The organism is Leclercia sp. LTM14, from assembly GCF_023736175.1.
Taxonomy (GTDB): Bacteria; Pseudomonadota; Gammaproteobacteria; order Enterobacterales; family Enterobacteriaceae; genus Enterobacter; species Enterobacter barmai.
Genome location: NZ_JAIKTT010000004.1, coordinates 226,431 through 245,250 on the forward strand (window position 1 = coordinate 226,431; position 18,820 = coordinate 245,250).

Sequence of the window (18,820 nt, forward strand, 5' to 3'; positions counted from 1 at the left end):
ACCGCGCTAGCCGTAAAAGCGGCCATTTCGTTCAATATTTTCTCAATCTAGCAGTGAGATCTGCCCTTTGCAAACTTAATTTAACATTTGACAAACAATTTATTTGCATACTAAGTTGGGTCATGGACATTATATTTAACAGTGAAAGTCAGAGTCCAAACTCAACACAACGGCGGTGAATGATGGAAACCAGTATCCTGGAAGTAGAGAATTTTGTGCAGAAGTCGGAAGAGCGATGGGTTAGCGCCTTTAGCCATGAGGTGAGGCGCTATCTGGAGCGTTATCCAAACACGCAGTATGTCGATGTGCTGCTGACCGATCTGAATGGCTGCTTCCGGGGTAAACGTATTCCCGTCGCCGGACTGAACAAGCTGGAAAAAGGGTGCTACTTCCCGGCGTCGGTGTTTGCCATGGATATTCTGGGGAATGTGGTTGAAGAGGCCGGGCTTGGGCAGGATATGGGTGAACCGGACTGCACCTGCGTTCCTGTACTGGGGACCTTAACGCCCTCCGCGGCTGACCCGGAGTATATCGGTCAGGTGTTACTGACCATGGTTGATGAAGATGGCGCTCCCTTTGACGTTGAGCCCCGGAACGTGCTGAACCGCCTCTGGCTGCAGCTTCGCGAGCGCGGCGTGTTCCCGGTGGTAGCGGTAGAGCTGGAGTTCTATTTACTCGATCGTCAACGCGATGCTGAAGGCTATCTGCAACCGCCGTGCGCACCGGGCACTGACGATCGCAACACCCAGAGCCAGGTTTACTCCGTTGATAATCTTAACCACTTTGCCGACGTGCTGAACGACATTGATGAACTGGCGCAGCTCCAGCTCATCCCGGCGGACGGGGCGGTGGCGGAGGCCTCGCCTGGCCAGTTCGAAATCAACCTCCACCATACCGATAATGTGCTGGACGCCTGCGACGATGCGCTGGCCTTGAAACGCCTGGTGCGTCTGATGGCCGAGAAGCATAAGATGCACGCCACCTTTATGGCCAAACCCTATGAGGAGCATGCGGGCAGCGGGATGCATATCCACATCAGCATGCAGAACAGCAAAGGGGAAAATATCCTGGCGGATGAGGATGGGGAAGATTCTGCCCTGCTGAAGCGGGTGCTGGCGGGAATGATCGACCTGATGCCGGCGTCCATGGCGCTGCTGGCCCCGAACGTTAACTCTTACCGTCGCTTCCAGCCGGGCATGTATGTGCCGACCCAGGCTTCATGGGGCCATAACAACCGCACCGTGGCGCTGCGTATTCCCTGCGGCGATCGCCATAACCACCGCGTCGAATACCGGGTGGCAGGCGCGGACGCCAACCCTTATCTGGTTATGGCGGCGATTTTCGCCGGTATTTTACACGGGCTCGACAATACGCTGCCGCTGCATGAAGAGGTGGAAGGCAACGGGCTGGAGCAGGAAGGCCTGCCATTCCCGATCCGCCAGAGCGATGCCCTGTGGGAGTTTATGCAAAACGACACCCTGCGCGAGCGCCTGGGAGAACGTTTCTGCCATGTGTACCACGCCTGTAAGAACGACGAACTGCTGCAATTCGAACGGCTGATCACCGAAACCGAAATCGAGTGGATGCTTAAAAACGCCTGAAAAAGCGCCCCGCGGTCTGCATATGGCGCTGCGGGGTTCTGTTAACGACACATTGTGTGATGAGGAATTGAGATGATGCAGATATCTGTCTATCCGCAGGGAGAGGGGGGCCATGAGTGCGAACGCGCCGCCCGCCGGTACGCTGTCTCCTTCTATTTATGCTTTACCCCCTTGCTAAGCAGGTTTGTTGTCAGGACGACGCGCCGACAGATCCCCGCCAGCATGGGGGTGAACCTCTATGGCTATTAACACCTCATTAAATATCGCCTCAGAAGCGAGTAAGCCCCGGCTGCGTAAATCGCTCAAGCTGTGGCAGGTGGTCATGATGGGATTGGCCTATCTGACGCCGATGACCGTGTTTGATACCTTCGGCATTGTGTCCGGCATCAGCAACGGTCATGTTCCGGCCTCTTATCTGCTGGCGCTGGCGGGGGTGCTGTTTACGGCCATCAGCTACGGTAAGCTGGTGCGCCAGTTCCCGGAGGCGGGCTCCGCCTATACCTATGCGCAAAAATCGATCAGCCCCCACGTTGGCTTTATGGTGGGATGGTCATCGCTGCTGGATTATCTCTTCCTGCCGATGATTAACGTGCTGTTGGCCAAAATTTACCTCTCAGCGATGTTTCCCGAAGTTCCGCCGTGGATCTGGGTGGTCTCTTTTGTCGCCATTCTGACCGCCGCGAATCTGAAGAGCGTCAGCCTGGTGGCGAACTTTAATACCCTGTTTGTGCTGGTGCAGGTCTCCATCATGGTGGTGTTTGTGGTGCTGGTGGTTCAGGGGCTGCACAAAGGGGAAGGAGTCGGGACCGTCTGGTCGCTCAGGCCTTTTATCAGCGAGAATGCGCATCTGATCCCGATCATCACCGGGGCGACCATCGTCTGCTTCTCGTTCCTGGGTTTCGACGCCGTAACTACGCTTTCCGAAGAGACGCCGGATGCCGCACGGGTGATCCCGAAAGCGATATTTCTGACGGCACTGTACGGCGGGCTAATTTTTATCGTCGCCTCTTTCGCAATGCAGCTCTTTTTCCCGGACATCAGCCGCTTTAAAGATCCTGATGCTGCGCTGCCGGAGATTGCCCTCTACGTGGGCGGCAAGCTGTTCCAGTCAATCTTCCTGTGCACGACTTTCGTTAATACCCTGGCCTCCGGGCTGGCATCACACGCCAGCGTATCGCGCCTGCTGTACGTGATGGGACGTGACAACGTTTTCCCGGAGCGTGTGTTTGGTTATATCCATCCCAAATGGCGTACCCCGGCGCTGAACGTGATCATGGTGGGCATTGTGGCGCTGTCGGCTCTGTTCTTTGATCTGGTGACCGCCACGGCGCTGATTAACTTTGGCGCGCTGGTGGCCTTTACCTTCGTTAACCTGTCGGTTTACAACCACTTCTGGCGGCGTAAGGGCTATAACAAAACCTGGAAAGATCGCTTCCATTATCTACTGCTACCGTTGATTGGTGCGGTGACGGTAGGGGTGCTGTGGGTCAACCTTGAAGCAACGTCCCTGACGCTGGGGCTGATATGGGCTGCGCTGGGCATGCTGTATCTGGCGTATCTGACTCAGCGTTTCCGTAAACCGCCGCCGCAGTATGAGGCGAGGAACGTTGAGCAGGGGTGATGGCTTACCTGAACCCATAAAAAAGGGCTTAGATAATTGCTTATCTAAGCCCTTGATATTTGGTGGCCCCTGCTGGACTTGAACCAGCGACCAAGCGATTATGAGTCGCCTGCTCTAACCACTGAGCTAAGGGGCCGTGGCGGAGGATTATAAAGTAACTCCTCGCGGCAATCCAGCCATACGCACCTGCCTGCTGTTTTTATAAACAACGCATTTTCAATCTTTTATACTTTCAAAGTGATCTATTCATCGGGAGTAAAAATGATCAGCGATATCCTTGCGCCTGGCCTGCGGGTTGTGTTCTGCGGCATCAATCTGGGCAAGTCCTCTGCCCACACCGGTTTTCACTTTGCGCACCCCGGTAATCGCTTCTGGAAGGTGATCTACCAGGCTGGCTTTACCGATAAGTTACTCAAGCCGGAAGAGGAGCAGCAGCTGCTGGATACCCGTTGCGGTATCACCATGCTGGTGGAGCGGCCGACAGTGCAGGCGAGCGAGGTGGACCTGCATGAACTGCGCAGCGGCGGACGGGAGTTAATTAAGAAGATTGAGGACTATCAGCCCGCGGCGCTGGCGATCCTCGGCAAGCAGGCGTACGAGCAGGCGTTCAGCCAGCGTGGGGTGCAGTGGGGGAAGCAGAAGATCACTATCGGCGTGACACAGGTGTGGGTGCTGCCGAATCCGAGCGGGCTTAACCGGGCGACGCTGGAGAAGCTGGTGGAGGCGTACCGGGAGCTGGACCAGGCGCTGGTGACGCGGGGGCTTTAAGTCCCCTCACCCTGGCCCTCTCCCCATAGGGGAGAGGGAACAAACAAAAAAAAAGCTCCCGGCTGGGAGCTTTTTGCTGTTTACCTGGATTAGTCGTCCAGGAAGCTACGCAGCACTTCAGAGCGGCTTGGGTGGCGCAGTTTACGCAGCGCCTTCGCTTCGATCTGACGGATACGTTCGCGGGTAACGTCGAACTGTTTACCCACTTCTTCCAGCGTGTGGTCGGTGTTCATATCGATACCGAAACGCATACGCAGGACTTTAGCTTCACGGGCGGTCAGGCCAGCCAGAACGTCGTGGGTGGCGGCACGCAGGCTCTCGGTGGTGGCAGAGTCCAGCGGCAGCTCGAGGGTGGTATCCTCGATGAAATCACCCAGATGCGAATCTTCATCGTCGCCGATTGGCGTTTCCATGGAGATTGGCTCTTTAGCGATTTTCAGCACCTTACGGATCTTGTCTTCCGGCATCAGCATGCGCTCGGCCAGCTCTTCCGGCGTCGGCTCGCGACCCATCTCCTGCAGCATCTGGCGAGAAATACGGTTGAGCTTGTTGATGGTCTCAATCATATGCACCGGAATACGGATGGTGCGCGCCTGATCCGCGATAGAGCGGGTGATAGCCTGACGGATCCACCAGGTTGCGTAGGTGGAGAACTTGTAGCCACGACGGTATTCGAACTTATCAACCGCTTTCATCAGACCGATGTTGCCTTCCTGAATCAGATCCAGGAACTGCAGACCGCGGTTGGTGTACTTCTTGGCGATGGAGATAACCAGACGCAAGTTCGCTTCAACCATCTCTTTCTTCGCACGGCGGGCTTTCGCTTCACCGATGGACATACGACGATTGATGTCTTTAACCTGCTCGATGGTCAGGCCGGTCTCTTCTTCAATCTGCTGCAGCTTCTGCAGGCCACGATGTACGTCGTCAGCCACGTCGCGCAGTTTTTCAGACCACGGCTTGTTCATCGCGATAGCCGCGTTGAACCAGGTTTCGCTGGTTTCGTTGCCGGTGAACAGGGTGATGAAGTTCTTCTTCGGCATTTTGCACTGTTCAACGCACACTTTCATGATGATGCGTTCCTGGGTACGTACGCGATCCATCATCACGCGCATGCTGTTAACCAGGTAATCGAACTGTTTTGGCACCAGACGGAACTGCTTGAACACTTCAGACAGCTTCAGGATCTCTTCCTGAGCGGCTGCGTGGCTGCGGCCTTTAGCTTTGATGGTGTCGCGGGTGACTTCATACTGCGTGCGCAGTTCACCGAACTTCTCGCGAGCCAGTTCAGGGTCGATGCTGTTGTCGTCATCGCTGCTGTCGTCATCGCCATCTTCGTCTTCTTCGTCTTCGTCATCATCCATCTCTTCCTGAGACAGTTCAGAACCGACGTGCGTCGCCGTAGGGGCCATGTCTTCTTCTGCGTTCGGATCGACAAAACCGGTGATCAGATCGGACAGGCGAGCCTCTTCCGCTTCCACACGATCGTACTGCTCGAGCAGATAGGTGATCGCTTCCGGGTATTCGGCAACGGAACACTGAACCTGGTTGATCCCGTCTTCGATGCGTTTTGCGATGTCAATTTCGCCTTCGCGGGTCAACAGTTCAACGGTACCCATTTCGCGCATGTACATGCGAACCGGGTCGGTGGTGCGGCCGATTTCAGATTCAACGCTCGACAGAACCTGTGCAGCAGCTTCTTCTGCATCTTCGTCGGTGTTGTTTGAGTTTTCAGCAAGTAACAGATCATCGGCATCAGGGGCTTCTTCCATCACCTGAATACCCATGTCGTTGATCATTTGGATGATGTCTTCGATCTGATCGGAGTCGACGATATCTTCCGGCAGATGGTCATTGACCTCGGCATAGGTCAGATAGCCTTGCTCCTTACCACGTTGGACAAGAAGTTTCAGCTGTGACTGCGGGTTTTGCTCCATAAGACGGTATCCACACTTATTCGTTTGATTGGTGTCGGCGGTGCTGCAGCCAACCTTTAAAGCGAGGGCGTACTTGTATTTTTGCCGCTGCCTCTCAGTGCGGCTGTCGGGATCTACCCGAACGATATTCGGCACTTAAGCCGTTAAATTTATTTCTTCGCCAGTTCCTGGTTAATCATCCAGAGCTCCCGGCGTTCTTCGCTGCTTAAACCCTGTGTGCGCTCGCGAGCAATCAACTCTTCCTGGCGCAGTTCAAGCATCGAATCAAACATATGGTTGAGCGAGTCGGTGAAGGTCTCTTCAGCAATCTCTTTATCTGCTATATCGTCCCACATCGACAGTTTTTCAAGGGTTGCGGACGCTTTTGTTCCGCGATAGTGCTCTAAAAGTTGTCCGGTGGTCAGACCTGGCTGTGACAAACAAGTGTTGACCAGTTCTGCAAATAAGCCAAGTCCGGGCAGCTTTTCATGGTTCAAACCCTCAAGAGACGGCACGCGTGGGGCCAGTTCGGGGTTTTGTACCAATAGTCCTATCAGTATACGCATGGTTGTGCGTTTTAGCTGAGGGGCAGGGCGAACCGCTCCGCTTTCAGCCTGTTTTGGCATTAAACGTTCAAGCTGGCTGTCATCAAGGATGCCGAGTTTCTTACCCAGCTCCTGGCGCAGGTAGATGCGTAACGTTTCGCCGGGCACCTGAGTGATTAACGGCAGCGCCAGCGTACTGAGCTGCGCACGGCCATCCGGGGTGCTCAAATCCACCTGCGGCATCAGGCTGTTAAACAGAAACGTGGAGAGCGGCTGAGCCTGCTCCATCCGCGCTTCAAATGCCGCTTTGCCCTCTTTACGCACCAGCGTATCCGGGTCTTCGCCGTCGGGCAGGAACATAAAGCGCAACTGGCGCCCGTCGGTCATATAAGGTAATGCAGTTTCCAGTGCTCGCCAGGCGGCTTCGCGTCCGGCCCGGTCGCCGTCATAACAGCAGACGACCGTATTGGTCACCCGGAACAGCAGCTGAATATGGTCAGCGGTGGTGGAGGTACCCAGCGACGCAACGGCATAGTTAATGTCGAACTGCGCCAGTGCCACCACATCCATATAGCCTTCGACCACCAACAGCCGCTGCGGTTCAGCGTTATTCTGCTGGGCTTCATACAGGCCATACAGCTGGCGGCCTTTATGGAAAATATCGGTTTCCGGGGAGTTGAGGTATTTCGGCAGGGCATCACCCAGCACGCGGCCACCAAAACCAATTACCCGGCCACGCTTGTCGCGAATGGGGAACATCACCCGCTCGCGGAAGCGGTCATAGCTACGTCCCTGGTCGTTGGTGACCAGCATGCCCGCGTCGATGAGGGATTTACGATCTTCGCTATTGCCGCCAAAACGCTTTAACACGTTATCCCAGCCGGGAGGGGCGAAACCAATAGCGAAACGCGCAATAACATCGTCGCTCAGTCCGCGCTTGTTCAGATACTGACGCGCAGGCTCAGCAGCAGGTTGCTTAAGAGACTGTTGGTAAAACGAATTCAGGCCGTCCATCAGCTGATACAGCGTTTGTCGCTGATGACGCTCTATCTGACTTGGCCCACTGCCTGCTTCATACGGCACTTCAAGGTTGTGCATGGCAGCGAGCTCTTCGACGGTTTCAACAAACTCGAGCTTGTCATAGTTCATCAAAAAGTCGACGGCGTTGCCGTGCGCGCCACAGCCGAAGCAGTGGTAGAACTGTTTTTCACCGTTCACGGTGAAAGAGGGGGTTTTTTCGTTATGGAATGGACAGCACGCGTGATAGTTCTTGCCCTGCTTTTTCAGCTTTACCCGCGCGTCGATGAGATCGACGATGTCGGTTCTTGCCAGCAGATCATTAATGAAAACGCGTGGGATTCGTCCAGCCATAGGCCCCATGAATTTTTAGTGACTCATAAACGAAAACAAGCCGCGCATTCCTTCCGGAAGCACGGCCTTACGACTACTACTCTGTCTGACAATTGAGGACGTGCGTCCTCAATAGATTAGTACAGACGAGTACGGCGTGCGTTTTCGCGAGCCAGTTTCTTCGCGTGACGTTTCACAGCAGAAGCTTTAGCGCGCTTACGTTCAGTCGTTGGTTTTTCATAGAACTCACGACGACGAACTTCAGCCAGAACACCTGCTTTCTCGCATGAACGTTTGAAGCGACGCAGTGCTACGTCGAACGGCTCGTTTTCACGTACTTTAATTACCGGCATGTAACTCTCACCTTTATAAATTCGGTTTGCCGCTGGCATCAACGCCAGCTTATTTCAAAATGGTGCGGAATTTTACTGCAATTGCTGCTGCTTTGTAAAGCACCGCGGCCGTTTTTGAAAGGGACTTTTATAAGGGTGAGGAGTATACACGAAGAGAACTCCAGGGGTGAGGAAAGTTTTACATCAACCCGCCCAGGCTCTACACTGCGCGGTATCTGAGTGAGGTAAAACAAGTCATGCGTGTACTGGGTATTGAAACATCCTGCGATGAAACCGGCATCGCGATCTACGACGATGAAAAAGGGCTGGTCGCCAACCAACTGTATAGTCAGGTAAAATTACATGCCGACTACGGCGGCGTGGTGCCGGAACTGGCGTCCCGCGACCATGTGCGTAAAACGGTGCCCCTGATCCAGGCGGCGCTGAAAGAGGCAGGCTTTACGGCGAAAGATATCGACGCCGTGGCCTATACCGCCGGCCCGGGTCTGGTGGGCGCGCTGCTGGTGGGCGCCACCATCGGGCGTTCGCTGGCGTTCGCGTGGGATGTACCGGCTATTGCGGTTCACCATATGGAAGGGCATCTGCTGGCGCCGATGCTGGAAGATAATCCGCCTGAATTTCCGTTCGTGGCGCTGCTGGTTTCCGGCGGCCATACCCAGCTGATTAGCGTGACCGGTATTGGTCAGTATGAACTGCTGGGCGAATCCATTGACGATGCGGCGGGTGAAGCCTTCGACAAAACCGCCAAACTGCTGGGACTCGATTACCCGGGCGGCCCGATGCTGTCGAAGATGGCGGCCCAGGGCACGGAAGGGCGCTTTGTCTTCCCGCGTCCGATGACCGACCGGCCAGGGCTGGATTTCAGCTTCTCGGGGCTGAAAACCTTCGCGGCAAATACCATCCGTAATAATGAAGGCGACGATCAGACTCGCGCCGACATCGCCCGCGCCTTTGAAGATGCGGTGGTGGATACGCTGATGATCAAGTGCAAGCGCGCGCTGGATCAGACCGGCTTTAAGCGCCTGGTGATGGCGGGCGGCGTGAGCGCCAACCGTACGCTGCGCGCGAAACTGGCAGAGATGATGCAAAAACGCCGCGGTGAAGTGTTCTATGCCCGCCCGGAATTTTGCACCGATAACGGGGCGATGATCGCTTATGCCGGAATGGTGCGCCTGAAATCGAACGCCACGGCAGATCTTAGTGTCTCAGTGCGTCCGCGCTGGCCGCTGGCGGAGTTACCCGCCGCCTGATGTCAGCCTTACCCGGATGTCAGAGAGCGATATCAAACATCCGGGTTTTAGCGAGCAGGCAGTAAAGCTGGCAGCTGTTACTGACCCCCAACTTCTCCATTGCCCGCATTTTATGTGCGCTCACGGTTTTGATGCTCAGATGCAGACGCCGTGAGATATCCGTCAGGCTAAGCCCCTTGCAGATCAAACGCAGCACTTCCGTCTCCCGCGGCGAAAGGGCTTCGTTGGCCGCTCTTTTGTGGAATAGCGTGTTCATCAGCGAGTGCTCAACAAAGACTTCGCCGCTTATTACCGACTGAATCGCCTGGCGGAGGATGGTCTCATTGATATGCTGGCTCAGATAGGCGCTGGCTCCCGCCTCCAGCGCCAGGCGGATGATCAGCGGGTTGGTGTCGGGCGAAAGCATAATGATTTTAAGCGTCGGATAGTGATGCCCTAACCATTTCACCAGCGTCAGCCCCTCCATATCATTTAGTGAACGGGTGAGCGTATACCCCAGCAGTAAAATATCTGTTGGATGCCGGGCAAGCAGGGTGAGTAACTCGCTCGTCGCCGCCGCTTCACCCGAGATGGAAAAGATCCCAGGGACGGTATCGTCACCGTGCGTGGTGCGGTTCATGATCATAGCGTGAAGTCCCCGGCGGATAAGGGTATGTTCATCCGCAATTGCAATTTTAATAGTCATTGGATTCCTGATGTATTCACGCGACATTAATGGATATAGCAGGCAGATATTTTACAGGAAGAGAATAGTAACTTGCTGGTGATGTAAAAACATTAATAGCGTAAACTGGACTTGCTTTATCTTTTTTTAAACTCCGCACAACGAATTTGGTTATTTTTATCCTCGCCTCACGTTGACATATTCTGGCAGGCTGTTATTAGCGGCTGAAAATTTCATGGCGAGAGTATTCTTATTTTTTAAAAGAAGGCTCTCATTGGCCATGGGGTATTTTTCATTCATGCTGAAAATCAGGAAAGTTATTAATTATATGTCATAAAGGAACGTTGGCTAAAATGAAAAAAAGTATTCTCTCACTGTTAATTTGCGCAGCAGTCACCTCTTCAGCCTGGGCCGAAACGGCACCGCAGGCTGAACTGGCTCAGACAGGTGAATCCTATGTAGCGATTGTGGTGAAGCTTAAGCCCAGCAAGCCACTGCTGAAATCGACCAGCACGCCTGCCACCACGACAGCGAGCAAATTAACCCTTAGCGACCCTACGCTGGTGCCTACCACCATGTTCCGGTCCAATAATTTACGCAGCAGCCAGTCTGATGAATTATCAGAGCTTAATGCACGATATGGCTTCGATCGTTATCTGCGTATCGAGTTGCCGGAAAACAAAAGCACCGATAAAGCCTATATTAATAGCGTGATCGCTGAACTGGAGCAAAACCAGAATATCGAACTTGTTTATCCCGAAACGCTGCCGGTCTCGCTTGATAAATACAATAAAGATGAAGGGCAAACGCAGCCGTTACTGACATCCTCATTGCAAAATAACGTCGGTGATGCCGCTGTACCCGATTTTCGTCAGCTGCAGGATTATGCAAAATCGCCAACTGATAAACGCCAGGGTTATTATATGGGGGGCGTTAACCGCGACAGCGTGAACCAATATGCGGGTAATGCTGGCGACGGTGTGACGATTATTTCCATGGAGAACTATATCTGGAATACCAGCCATATTAACCTGCCAACCCCGGCCCTGACCAAGGGCGACAGCCGCTATCGTGTCGGTGACGACCACGATACTGCGTCCGTCGGCATCATGGCGGCGAAAGACATCGGCGCAGGCGTGCGCGGTCTGAGCTGGAAAAGCCGGGTAGGTTTCTCCGCATGGCAATATAACAACCTCTACAACATGATCCCCCTGCTGAAAGCGGGCGACGTGGTGCAGATGGGGATGCAGACCGGCGGTGGCGAAATCACGGGCTGTAACACTAATGCCTGCTATGTCCCGCAGGAAAACGTTCAGAGCTATTACGACATCATCAAGGCGCTGACCGACAAAGGCGTGTACGTGATCGAAGCGGCAGGCAACGGCAGCGTTAACCTTGACCATCCGGCATTCAACGGCAAATTTGATGTGAATACGCGCGATTCCGGGGCCATCATTGCCGGGGCATTCTGCGCCAAAGACGGTAAGAAAGCCTACTTCACCACCTACGGCTCCCGCGTCACCAGTTCATCCTGGGGATGCTGGGACGTCGCGACCACGGGCGGCGGCGATCTGTACAAAAGCACCAATGCGGAATACACCGCTACCTTCTCCGGCACCTCTTCCGCTAACCCTATTATTGCAGGCGTAGTGGCAAGTCTTTCTGGTATTGCCCAGGCGCACGGCATTACCGTGACGCCGGTACAGATGCGCCAGATCCTGCAGGAAACTGGCACGCCGCTGGCAGGGGATAATTCGTCAAAAATTGGTACCCAGCCTGATATGGAACGTGCCGTAGCCCGCATTCTGGCGCTGAAGGACGGCGATAAAGTCCTGCCAGCACCAACCGCAGCGGCAGGTGCCGATCACACCATGGTTTCCCCCACCACCGGCGTAAGCACTTATCCGCTGGACGGCAGCCAGAGCCTGAACGCGAAGTCCTTTACCTGGAGCGTGACCAAAGGTTCCGGTACGTTCTGGCTGCAGGAGAAGCTGAACGGCAGCCTGGTCAGCAGCGTGAACAATGCTCACGCTTATGCGGTCATCCCGGCTAATACGGAAGGCGAGGTCACCTACACCCTCACCACCACCGGTGAAGACGGGCGTACCGCCCAGGACAGCATGACCATCAAGGTGAGCAAACCGGCGGCGCCCGCCAGCGATGTGGCGGCCTATAATCCGAAAATCGCCTATCCGAAAAAATGCACCAAAGTGTCGCATAACGGCAAAATCTGGTTTAACCAGTGGTACGTGAACCCGGGCCAGGAAGAGCCGGGCAAGGGCGGTACCTGGGGCGCATGGCGCGAGCAGGGCGCATCAGGAAACAGCTGTAAATAACAGCTGTTAATAACGGAAGCAGCCTGGCGTAATGCCAGGCTTTTTTATTACACCTTCAGCATTCCTTTCTCTTCCAGGAAGCTAATGATGGTCGCCAGCCCGTCACCCGCCTTCAGGTTGGTAAAGGTCCACGGGCGGTCGCCGCGCATGCGGTTGGTGTCGCGCTCCATCACCTCCAGCGAGGCACCGACGTAGGGGGCGAGATCCGTTTTGTTGATCACCAGAAAATCGGATTTGGTGATCCCCGGCCCGCCTTTGCGCGGGATCTTCTCCCCTTCCGCCACGTCGATCACGTAGATCGTCAGATCTGCCAGCTCCGGGCTGAAGGTGGCGCTGAGGTTGTCGCCGCCGCTCTCCACAAAGATCAGATCCAGATTGCCGAACTTCTCGCTTAACGCTTCCACCGCCGCCAGGTTCATCGAGGCATCTTCGCGGATCGCGGTATGCGGACAGCCGCCGGTCTCCACCCCCACGATGCGTTCCGGCTCAAGCGCCCCCGCTTCGGTGAGGATGCGCTGATCCTCTTTGGTGTAGATATCGTTGGTGACCACCGCCAGGTGCCAGGTGTCGCGCATCGCTTTACACAGCGCTTCCAGCAGGGCAGTTTTACCCGAACCCACCGGGCCGCCGACGCCCACGCGCAGGGGGTGTTTGTACTCAGACATAGAGACTCCTCAGGAACGGAATAACCGTGAATATTGTGTTTCGTGTCGCGCCGAGGCGATGGCGGCGAGCGGGGTGGCCGCGCCCAGCTCGTCATCGCTGCGCAGCAGCGCCTGCTCCAGCCCGTCGGCATAGCGATCGCAGAGCTCGATAATCAGTTGCTGGGCGGCCTGCTGCCCAAACGGCACCAGCTTCACGCCCGCCATCACCGCGCTCTCGATCCAGCTGTAGCCGAGGCTCAGCGCCATCTCGCGCATGCCGATACCCCAGCGAACGCCGAGCCACGCCATCCCGCACAGCTGGCTGCGGGCAAAGAGCGACAGCCATTCGGGCGGGCAGTCCGGCTCCCAGTGCTTTATCAGCCGGGTGAACGCCGCCCCGCGGTTGCGCTCTTCTTCGCGCAGCTCCCGGGTCTCCCGGCAGGCGAGCAGGTACGCCGTCCAGTGCGAGGCGGCAGCGATATCGTGCAGCTCGCAGGCGTGGTACAGACGGTAAAACAGCGGCAGATCGACGCAGAAAAAGCCCTGATCCATCTGCTGGCACTGCCAGCGCTTAAAGGCGTCGGCCGTCGTGACCCAGCCCGCTTCCACCGCCCACTCCAGCCCCTGGGACCAGGTAAAAGAGCCCACCGGCAGGCTGCTGCTGGAGAGCTGCATCAGGCGCAGCCACTGGCGGGACGACTCCATCAGCTCATCAGCGCCAGCAGGGCAGAGGCAATAAGCCCGCCGCCGAAGATTTTACGCAGCCCGTCGTGACGACGCAGCAGCATGCCCGCGGCAAAACTTGCGCACAGCACCGCGGCGCTGGCGAGCATAAAGCCGCTGGTGAACAACCAGAAGCTGTGGCCCGCCATCTCCACGCCGTGCGCCCAGCCGTGGAACATGGCAAGCAGAGGCACGGCCAGCAGCAGGCGGTTTTCGGTTCTGAACATCATGGCGCCACACACCGCCAGCGAGGCGATGATCAGCATCTCCATGCCGCTAAAGCCGCCCAACAGGCTGCCCGCAACGGCACCGGTCAGCATCATGCCGAGGGTGGCAAAGGGCATCAGCAGCCTGCGGCCGCTCAGGGCAGCGAGCACGCCCGCACCGGTCAACATCAGGAGATGATCAAGCCCGGTCAGGGGATGGAAAAAGCCCGCCTGAAAACTGTCGGTGCCGTGTCCCGGATGGGCCAGCGCGGGCAGAGAGAAGGCCAGCAGAAGCAGGGGTAACAACTTGCGCATGGTGAGTCCTTAATGTGAATGAGCGTGTGAGTGCGAATGTGAGTGCCCTTCGCTGGCATAAGCGCCCGCTTCCGGCTCAAAGGGCAGGGTGGCGAAGGCCACGTCCAGACCCAGCAGGTGCAGCATTTCGTCGAGCACGTGATCGTGGTGATAGCGCAGCTCGCCGGGCATGATCTGCAGCGGGACGTGGCGGTTGCCCAGGTGATAGCAGGCGCGGGCCAGCAGGAACGGATCGGCGCAGTGCACCACCGACAGCGGCTCCGGTGCGGCGATGACTTCCACCACTTCATGACCATCGTCACTGGCAAGCAGGTCGCCGCCCCGCAGCAGCAGACCACGCGGCAGCATCAGACCGGCGTCGCGGCCATCGTTAAGCACCACGCGGGCGCGGCTTTTTACCCGCACATCAATGGGCAGCGTCACCTGCGCGGTCACGGGATGGGGATGATCGAGGCGTTGGGTTAAGGTGATCATAAAGGCTCCTCAGAACAGGAAATAGCGTTGCGCCATCGGCAGGATTTCTGCCGGTTCGCTTGTAATCAGTTCCCCGTCAATGCGCACCTCGTAGGTTTGCGCATCCACGGTAATATTCGGCTGCAGGCCGTTGTGGATCATGTCGGCCTTTTTCACCGTCCGGCAGCCTTTAACCACGGCGATGGCGCTCTGCAGGTTCAGCTGCTGCGCAATGCCGTTATCGGCGGCGGCCCGGGAGAGAAACGTCAGGCGGGTGGCGTGACGGGCGGCACCCAGCGCGCCAAACATCGGCCGGTAGTGCACCGGCTGCGGCGTCGGGATCGAGGCGTTAATGTCGCCCATCGGCGCGCAGGCGATCATCCCGCCTTTGACGATGGTGGCGGGCTTCACGCCGAAGAAGGCCGGGGACCAGACCACCAGGTCCGCCAGTTTTCCGGCCTCAACCGATCCGACTTCATGGGCGATACCGTGGGTCAGCGCCGGGTTGATGGTGTACTTGGCGATATAGCGCTTCACGCGCAGGTTATCGTTATCGCCGGTTTCCTCCGCCAGCGGGCCGCGCTGGACCTTCATGCGGTGCGCCACCTGCCAGGTGCGGATAATCACTTCTCCCACCCGGCCCATCGCCTGCGAGTCTGACGAGGTGAGCGAGAATGCGCCGATATCGTGCAGCACGTCTTCTGCCGCGATAGTCTCCCGGCGAATGCGCGATTCGGCAAAGGCCACGTCCTCGGCGATGTCCGGGTCGAGATGGTGGCAGACCATCAGCATGTCCAGATGTTCGTCGATGGTGTTGACGGTGTAGGGGAGCGTCGGGTTGGTGGAGGAGGGCAGAATATTCGGGTGCGCGCAGGCGGTAATAATATCCGGCGCGTGGCCGCCTCCCGCCCCTTCGGTGTGGAAAGTGTGGATAGTGCGCCCGGCGATGGCCGCCAGGGTGTCTTCCACGAATCCGCCCTCGTTGAGGGTGTCGCTGTGCAGCGCCACCTGAATATCCATCTCGTCTGCGACGGTCAGGGAACAGTCAATGGCGGCAGGCGTTGAGCCCCAGTCCTCGTGGATTTTAAGGCCAATCGCCCCGGCTGCAACCTGTTCGCGCAGGGCATCCGGGTTTGAGGCGTTGCCTTTACCCAGCAGGCCGACGTTCACCGGCAGGGTATCAATGGCCTGCAGCATGCGTGCGATATACCAGGGGCCCGGCGTGCAGGTGGTGGCGTTGGTGCCTGCGGCAGGGCCGGTGCCGCCGCCGATCATGGTGGTGACGCCGGAGACCAGTGCCTCCTCCGCCTGCTGCGGGCAGATCCAGTGGATGTGGGTATCGACCCCGCCTGCGGTGACGATCTTCCCTTCGGCGGCAATCACTTCCGTGGCCGCGCCAATCGGGATCGTCACGCCGGGCTGAATGTCCGGGTTGCCCGCTTTGCCAATGGCGAAGATCCTGCCGTCTTTCACGCCGATATCGGCTTTAACGATCCCCCAGTGATCGACGATCAGGGCGTTGGTCAGCACCAGATCCACGCACTCCTGCGCCAGCATCTGCCCCTGGCCCATGCCGTCGCGGATCACTTTTCCGCCGCCGAACTTCACCTCTTCGCCGTAGATCGTCAGATCGTTTTCCACCTCGATCCACAGTTCGGTGTCGGCCAGACGAACCTTATCTCCGGTGGTGGGACCAAACATGTCGGCATACGCCTGACGCGAAATTTCAGCCATGGTTAACCTCGCCCATCACCTCGCCGCGAAAGCCGACAATACGCTGCGCGCCAGAGACCTCGACCAGCGTGACGGCACGCTTCTGGCCCGGCTCAAAGCGCACGGCGGTGCCTGCGGCAATGTTCAGCCGGTAGCCTCGGGTCGCCTCACGATCGAACTTCAGCGCCGGGTTCACCTCATAAAAGTGGTAGTGGGATCCCACCTGGATCGGGCGGTCGCCGTGGTTCTCGACGATCACCGTCTGGGTTTTGCGATCCGCATTAATAACAATCTGGCCGGGTTGTATCTGATATTCACCTGGGATCATGCTGCCCCCTCAGAGGATCGGGTTGTGGACGGTGACGAGCTTGGAGCCGTCCGGGAAGGTGGCCTCCACCTGAATGTCCGGGATCATCTCCGGCACGCCCTCCATCACCTGCGCGCGGGTCAGGACATGGCGGCCCGCTTCCATCAGTTCCGCAACCGTCTGCCCGTCGCGCGCCCCTTCCATAATGAAGGCGCTGATCAGGGCCACCGATTCCGGGTAATTGAGCTTCACGCCGCGGGCGAGGCGACGCTCCGCCACCAGCGCGGCGGTAAACAGCAACAGCTTGTCTTTTTCTCTGGGGGTCAGTTCCATCGTGCTTCTCTCAGGTGTGCCAGATGCGGGGCGAGCAGGGAGCTCTGGCGGTAAGTTGCGGACGCAGGTGCTGCCAGATCTCACGCATCGCCTGCTGGCAAATCAGGTTGTCATGGGCAAGAAAGCGCACCGACAGCAGGCCGTCGGTGAGGGTGGCTCCGGCAACCTGTTGCAGCGGGGCCAGCAGCGCGCGGACATCTTCCAGCTGCGCGTCGCTGGCGGGATAAAACAGCAGCGTGCCGATCCACGGATGTTCCGCCACCGGCGTCAGATCGCCGTCGGCCAGATGCTGGCGTTCGATTAACAGCGGCTCGCCCTCAAGCCAGACTTCGAGGCGGCTCTCAATACGACCGTGGCTAAAGGCTTCGTTGATCACCGGGCGGCCCAGGCAAAACAGTTCCCAGGCCAGCAGCGTGCTGCTGCGCTGGAGATGAAACACCGAGCGCAGGGCGGCGTTGCAGCCGGGGAAGAAAATCGTGTCCTGCGGCAGCCACTCGAGGGTTGCCTGCTCGTCCAGGGTGAAGTGCTGATCCAGCCGCGCCAGCGCGCCCGTGCTGCGATAGAACTTGCTGGCGCCGGGCATGGTGATCAGGGCATGGCTTCTGGCCTCAAGGTGGATCCCGATCGCCAGTTCGTCCCCGCCGACAATCCCGCCAGGGGGATGCAGCAGATAGAGATGGCAGGTTTCGCCTTCGGGATAGAACGGGCGTTGCACGGTGAGCGGCCCGACGTGGCGGGCAGAGTGAAGGAGGGTTTTTTCAGGCGTGTGGGAAAAGTGCAGCGCAAGGGATGCCTGCCAGCCTTTCGCTGTTTTTTCATGCGCCTGAGTTGCTGACATGCTTCATCCATCTGCTCGCCGTCGGGTTTTTTTAGTATGCCCTGGCGGAAATGAAGGCTGTCATATGAGTCGCTTATGGATGGGGTGCCGCAATGCCCGGCGGCGCTGCGCTTGCCGGGCCTACGGATAGTGCATGTTGTGGATTTTGTAGGCCGGGTAAGGCGCAGCCGCCACCCGGCTTCTCCGTCGCTCAACACCGTTGCCGCTAAAACCCTACTGCGGCTCTTTCTTCTTCCGCTTCAACTTGCTCCAGATCTTCGTCTCCTGGCGACGCCACAACCGCTGAATATTGTCATGATGACGCAACAGGATCAGACAAGAGAGCATCGACACCGGAAAGGTAAACTGCGGCTTAAACCACCAGACATAAAACGGGGCAATCAGCGCGCTGACGATGGCGCCAAGAGAAGAGTAACCGCTAAGCAACACGCTGAGCAGCCAGGTGCCGGCCATCACGCCGGTCAGATCCCAGCCGATAGGTGCAATGGCACCGAAGGCAGTGGCGACGCCTTTTCCGCCTTTAAAACCAAAGAATACCGGCCAGATGTGGCCCAGACAGGCGGCAATCGCAATCAGCCCCAGCCAGAACGGCGTGACGCCCAGCGCATACGCGCCCCAGACGGGAAGCATTCCTTTCAGAACGTCAAAAATCAAAACCGCTACGGCTGCTCCTTTGCCGCCAATTCGTAGTACATTGGTCGCCCCCGGATTCCCGGAACCGCTTACGCGTGGGTCGGGTAACCCGGCAATACGGCAGACCAGAATGGCGCTGGAAATTGAGCCGCAAAGGTAGGCGAGGAGGATCATTCCAGGCGCGATTGCACTCATAACGCTGTTCCGTTTTGAAAATGTCGTTTTGTACTTAGCATCTGTGGATAATACGC

19 protein-coding genes and 1 tRNA gene are annotated in these 18,820 nt (G+C 57.3%); 6 read left to right on the top strand and 14 right to left on the bottom strand.

All coding sequences use genetic code 11. The features are described 5' to 3' along the window. Positions 1–182: 182 nt before the first annotated feature. From K5I40_RS11835 to K5I40_RS11845, 3 genes are all read left to right on the top strand, one after another. Positions 183–1,601: a glutamine synthetase family protein gene (locus tag K5I40_RS11835; protein ID WP_223074592.1), complete on the top strand. Its 1,419-nt coding sequence runs from the start codon at positions 183–185 to the stop codon at positions 1,599–1,601. Between the two features lie 72 nt (positions 1,602–1,673). Next, positions 1,674–1,850: a hypothetical protein gene (locus tag K5I40_RS11840; RefSeq protein WP_176556487.1), complete on the top strand. Its 177-nt coding sequence runs from the start codon at positions 1,674–1,676 to the stop codon at positions 1,848–1,850. Further along, positions 1,840–3,222: an APC family permease gene (locus K5I40_RS11845; RefSeq protein ID WP_223074593.1), complete on the top strand. Its 1,383-nt coding sequence runs from the start codon at positions 1,840–1,842 to the stop codon at positions 3,220–3,222. Before K5I40_RS11840 ends, K5I40_RS11845 begins: the two co-directional genes overlap by 11 nt. A 60-nt stretch (positions 3,223–3,282) precedes the next feature. Here K5I40_RS11845 and K5I40_RS11850 read toward each other — a convergent pair. After that, positions 3,283–3,358: transfer RNA gene (locus K5I40_RS11850), tRNA-Ile, on the bottom strand. Positions 3,359–3,483: 125 nt separating this feature from the next. Between K5I40_RS11850 and mug the strand changes: the two genes are divergently transcribed. After that, positions 3,484–3,990 carry a G/U mismatch-specific DNA glycosylase gene (mug, locus tag K5I40_RS11855; RefSeq protein ID WP_223074594.1) on the top strand — a complete coding sequence of 169 codons (507 nt, stop codon included), beginning with the start codon at positions 3,484–3,486 and terminating at the stop codon, positions 3,988–3,990. A gap of 89 nt (positions 3,991–4,079) precedes the next feature. On the opposite strand, the gene rpoD is transcribed toward mug, so the two are convergent. The 3 genes from rpoD to rpsU all read right to left on the bottom strand — a co-directional run bounded on the left by rpoD (position 4,080) and on the right by rpsU (position 8,154). Then, positions 4,080–6,062 carry an RNA polymerase sigma factor RpoD gene (rpoD, locus tag K5I40_RS11860; RefSeq protein WP_072036725.1) on the bottom strand — a complete coding sequence of 661 codons (1,983 nt, stop codon included), beginning with the start codon at positions 6,060–6,062 and terminating at the stop codon, positions 4,080–4,082. A gap of 14 nt (positions 6,063–6,076) precedes the next feature. After that, positions 6,077–7,822, bottom strand: a complete 1,746-nt coding sequence (gene dnaG / locus K5I40_RS11865) for a DNA primase (protein ID WP_138370252.1) — start codon at positions 7,820–7,822, stop codon at positions 6,077–6,079. 116 nt (positions 7,823–7,938) lie between these two features. Next, the gene (rpsU, locus tag K5I40_RS11870) at positions 7,939–8,154 is read right to left on the bottom strand and encodes a 30S ribosomal protein S21 (RefSeq protein WP_001144069.1); all 216 of its coding nucleotides are present in this window, start codon (positions 8,152–8,154) and stop codon (positions 7,939–7,941) included. A gap of 236 nt (positions 8,155–8,390) precedes the next feature. On the opposite strand from rpsU, the gene tsaD reads away from it, so the two are divergent. Further along, positions 8,391–9,404 (top strand): tRNA (adenosine(37)-N6)-threonylcarbamoyltransferase complex transferase subunit TsaD, encoded by a 1,014-nt coding sequence (gene tsaD / locus K5I40_RS11875; RefSeq protein ID WP_039031745.1) that lies wholly within the window; start codon positions 8,391–8,393, stop codon positions 9,402–9,404. A 19-nt stretch (positions 9,405–9,423) separates the two neighbouring features. On the opposite strand, the gene K5I40_RS11880 is transcribed toward tsaD, so the two are convergent. After that, positions 9,424–10,089, bottom strand: a complete 666-nt coding sequence (locus K5I40_RS11880; RefSeq protein ID WP_223074595.1) for a response regulator transcription factor — start codon at positions 10,087–10,089, stop codon at positions 9,424–9,426. Between the two features lie 332 nt (positions 10,090–10,421). Between K5I40_RS11880 and K5I40_RS11885 the strand changes: the two genes are divergently transcribed. Beyond that, entirely contained in the window at positions 10,422–12,404 is a 1,983-nt protein-coding gene (locus tag K5I40_RS11885; RefSeq protein ID WP_223074596.1) for a S8 family serine peptidase, read from the top strand. Between the two features lie 47 nt (positions 12,405–12,451). On the opposite strand, the gene ureG is transcribed toward K5I40_RS11885, so the two are convergent. The 9 genes from ureG to plsY form a co-directional block, all read right to left on the bottom strand. Continuing rightward, complete coding sequence (ureG, locus tag K5I40_RS11890; protein ID WP_039031748.1) at positions 12,452–13,069, bottom strand: urease accessory protein UreG; 618 nt, start codon at positions 13,067–13,069, stop codon at positions 12,452–12,454. A 9-nt stretch (positions 13,070–13,078) separates the two neighbouring features. Next, positions 13,079–13,753, bottom strand: a complete 675-nt coding sequence (locus K5I40_RS11895; protein WP_223074597.1) for an urease accessory protein UreF — start codon at positions 13,751–13,753, stop codon at positions 13,079–13,081. Further along, on the bottom strand, positions 13,753–14,292 hold the full coding sequence (locus K5I40_RS11900; protein ID WP_138370248.1) for a HupE/UreJ family protein: 540 nt from the start codon (positions 14,290–14,292) through the stop codon (positions 13,753–13,755). Before K5I40_RS11900 ends, K5I40_RS11895 begins: the two co-directional genes overlap by 1 nt. Before the next feature lie 9 nt (positions 14,293–14,301). After that, positions 14,302–14,766, bottom strand: a complete 465-nt coding sequence (gene ureE / locus K5I40_RS11905; RefSeq protein WP_223074598.1) for an urease accessory protein UreE — start codon at positions 14,764–14,766, stop codon at positions 14,302–14,304. A gap of 9 nt (positions 14,767–14,775) precedes the next feature. Beyond that, positions 14,776–16,479, bottom strand: coding sequence for an urease subunit alpha (gene ureC / locus K5I40_RS11910; RefSeq protein ID WP_223074599.1), 1,704 nt, complete (start codon positions 16,477–16,479; stop codon positions 14,776–14,778). Continuing rightward, on the bottom strand, positions 16,472–16,786 hold the full coding sequence (locus tag K5I40_RS11915; protein WP_039031753.1) for an urease subunit beta: 315 nt from the start codon (positions 16,784–16,786) through the stop codon (positions 16,472–16,474). Before K5I40_RS11915 ends, ureC begins: the two co-directional genes overlap by 8 nt. A gap of 9 nt (positions 16,787–16,795) precedes the next feature. Beyond that, positions 16,796–17,098 carry an urease subunit gamma gene (locus K5I40_RS11920; protein WP_039031754.1) on the bottom strand — a complete coding sequence of 101 codons (303 nt, stop codon included), beginning with the start codon at positions 17,096–17,098 and terminating at the stop codon, positions 16,796–16,798. Between the two features lie 10 nt (positions 17,099–17,108). Then, positions 17,109–17,936 (bottom strand): urease accessory protein UreD, encoded by an 828-nt coding sequence (locus K5I40_RS11925; protein WP_223074600.1) that lies wholly within the window; start codon positions 17,934–17,936, stop codon positions 17,109–17,111. 213 nt (positions 17,937–18,149) lie between these two features. Next, positions 18,150–18,764, bottom strand: a complete 615-nt coding sequence (gene plsY / locus K5I40_RS11930; protein WP_039031756.1) for a glycerol-3-phosphate 1-O-acyltransferase PlsY — start codon at positions 18,762–18,764, stop codon at positions 18,150–18,152. Between the last annotated feature and the right edge of the window lie 56 nt (positions 18,765–18,820).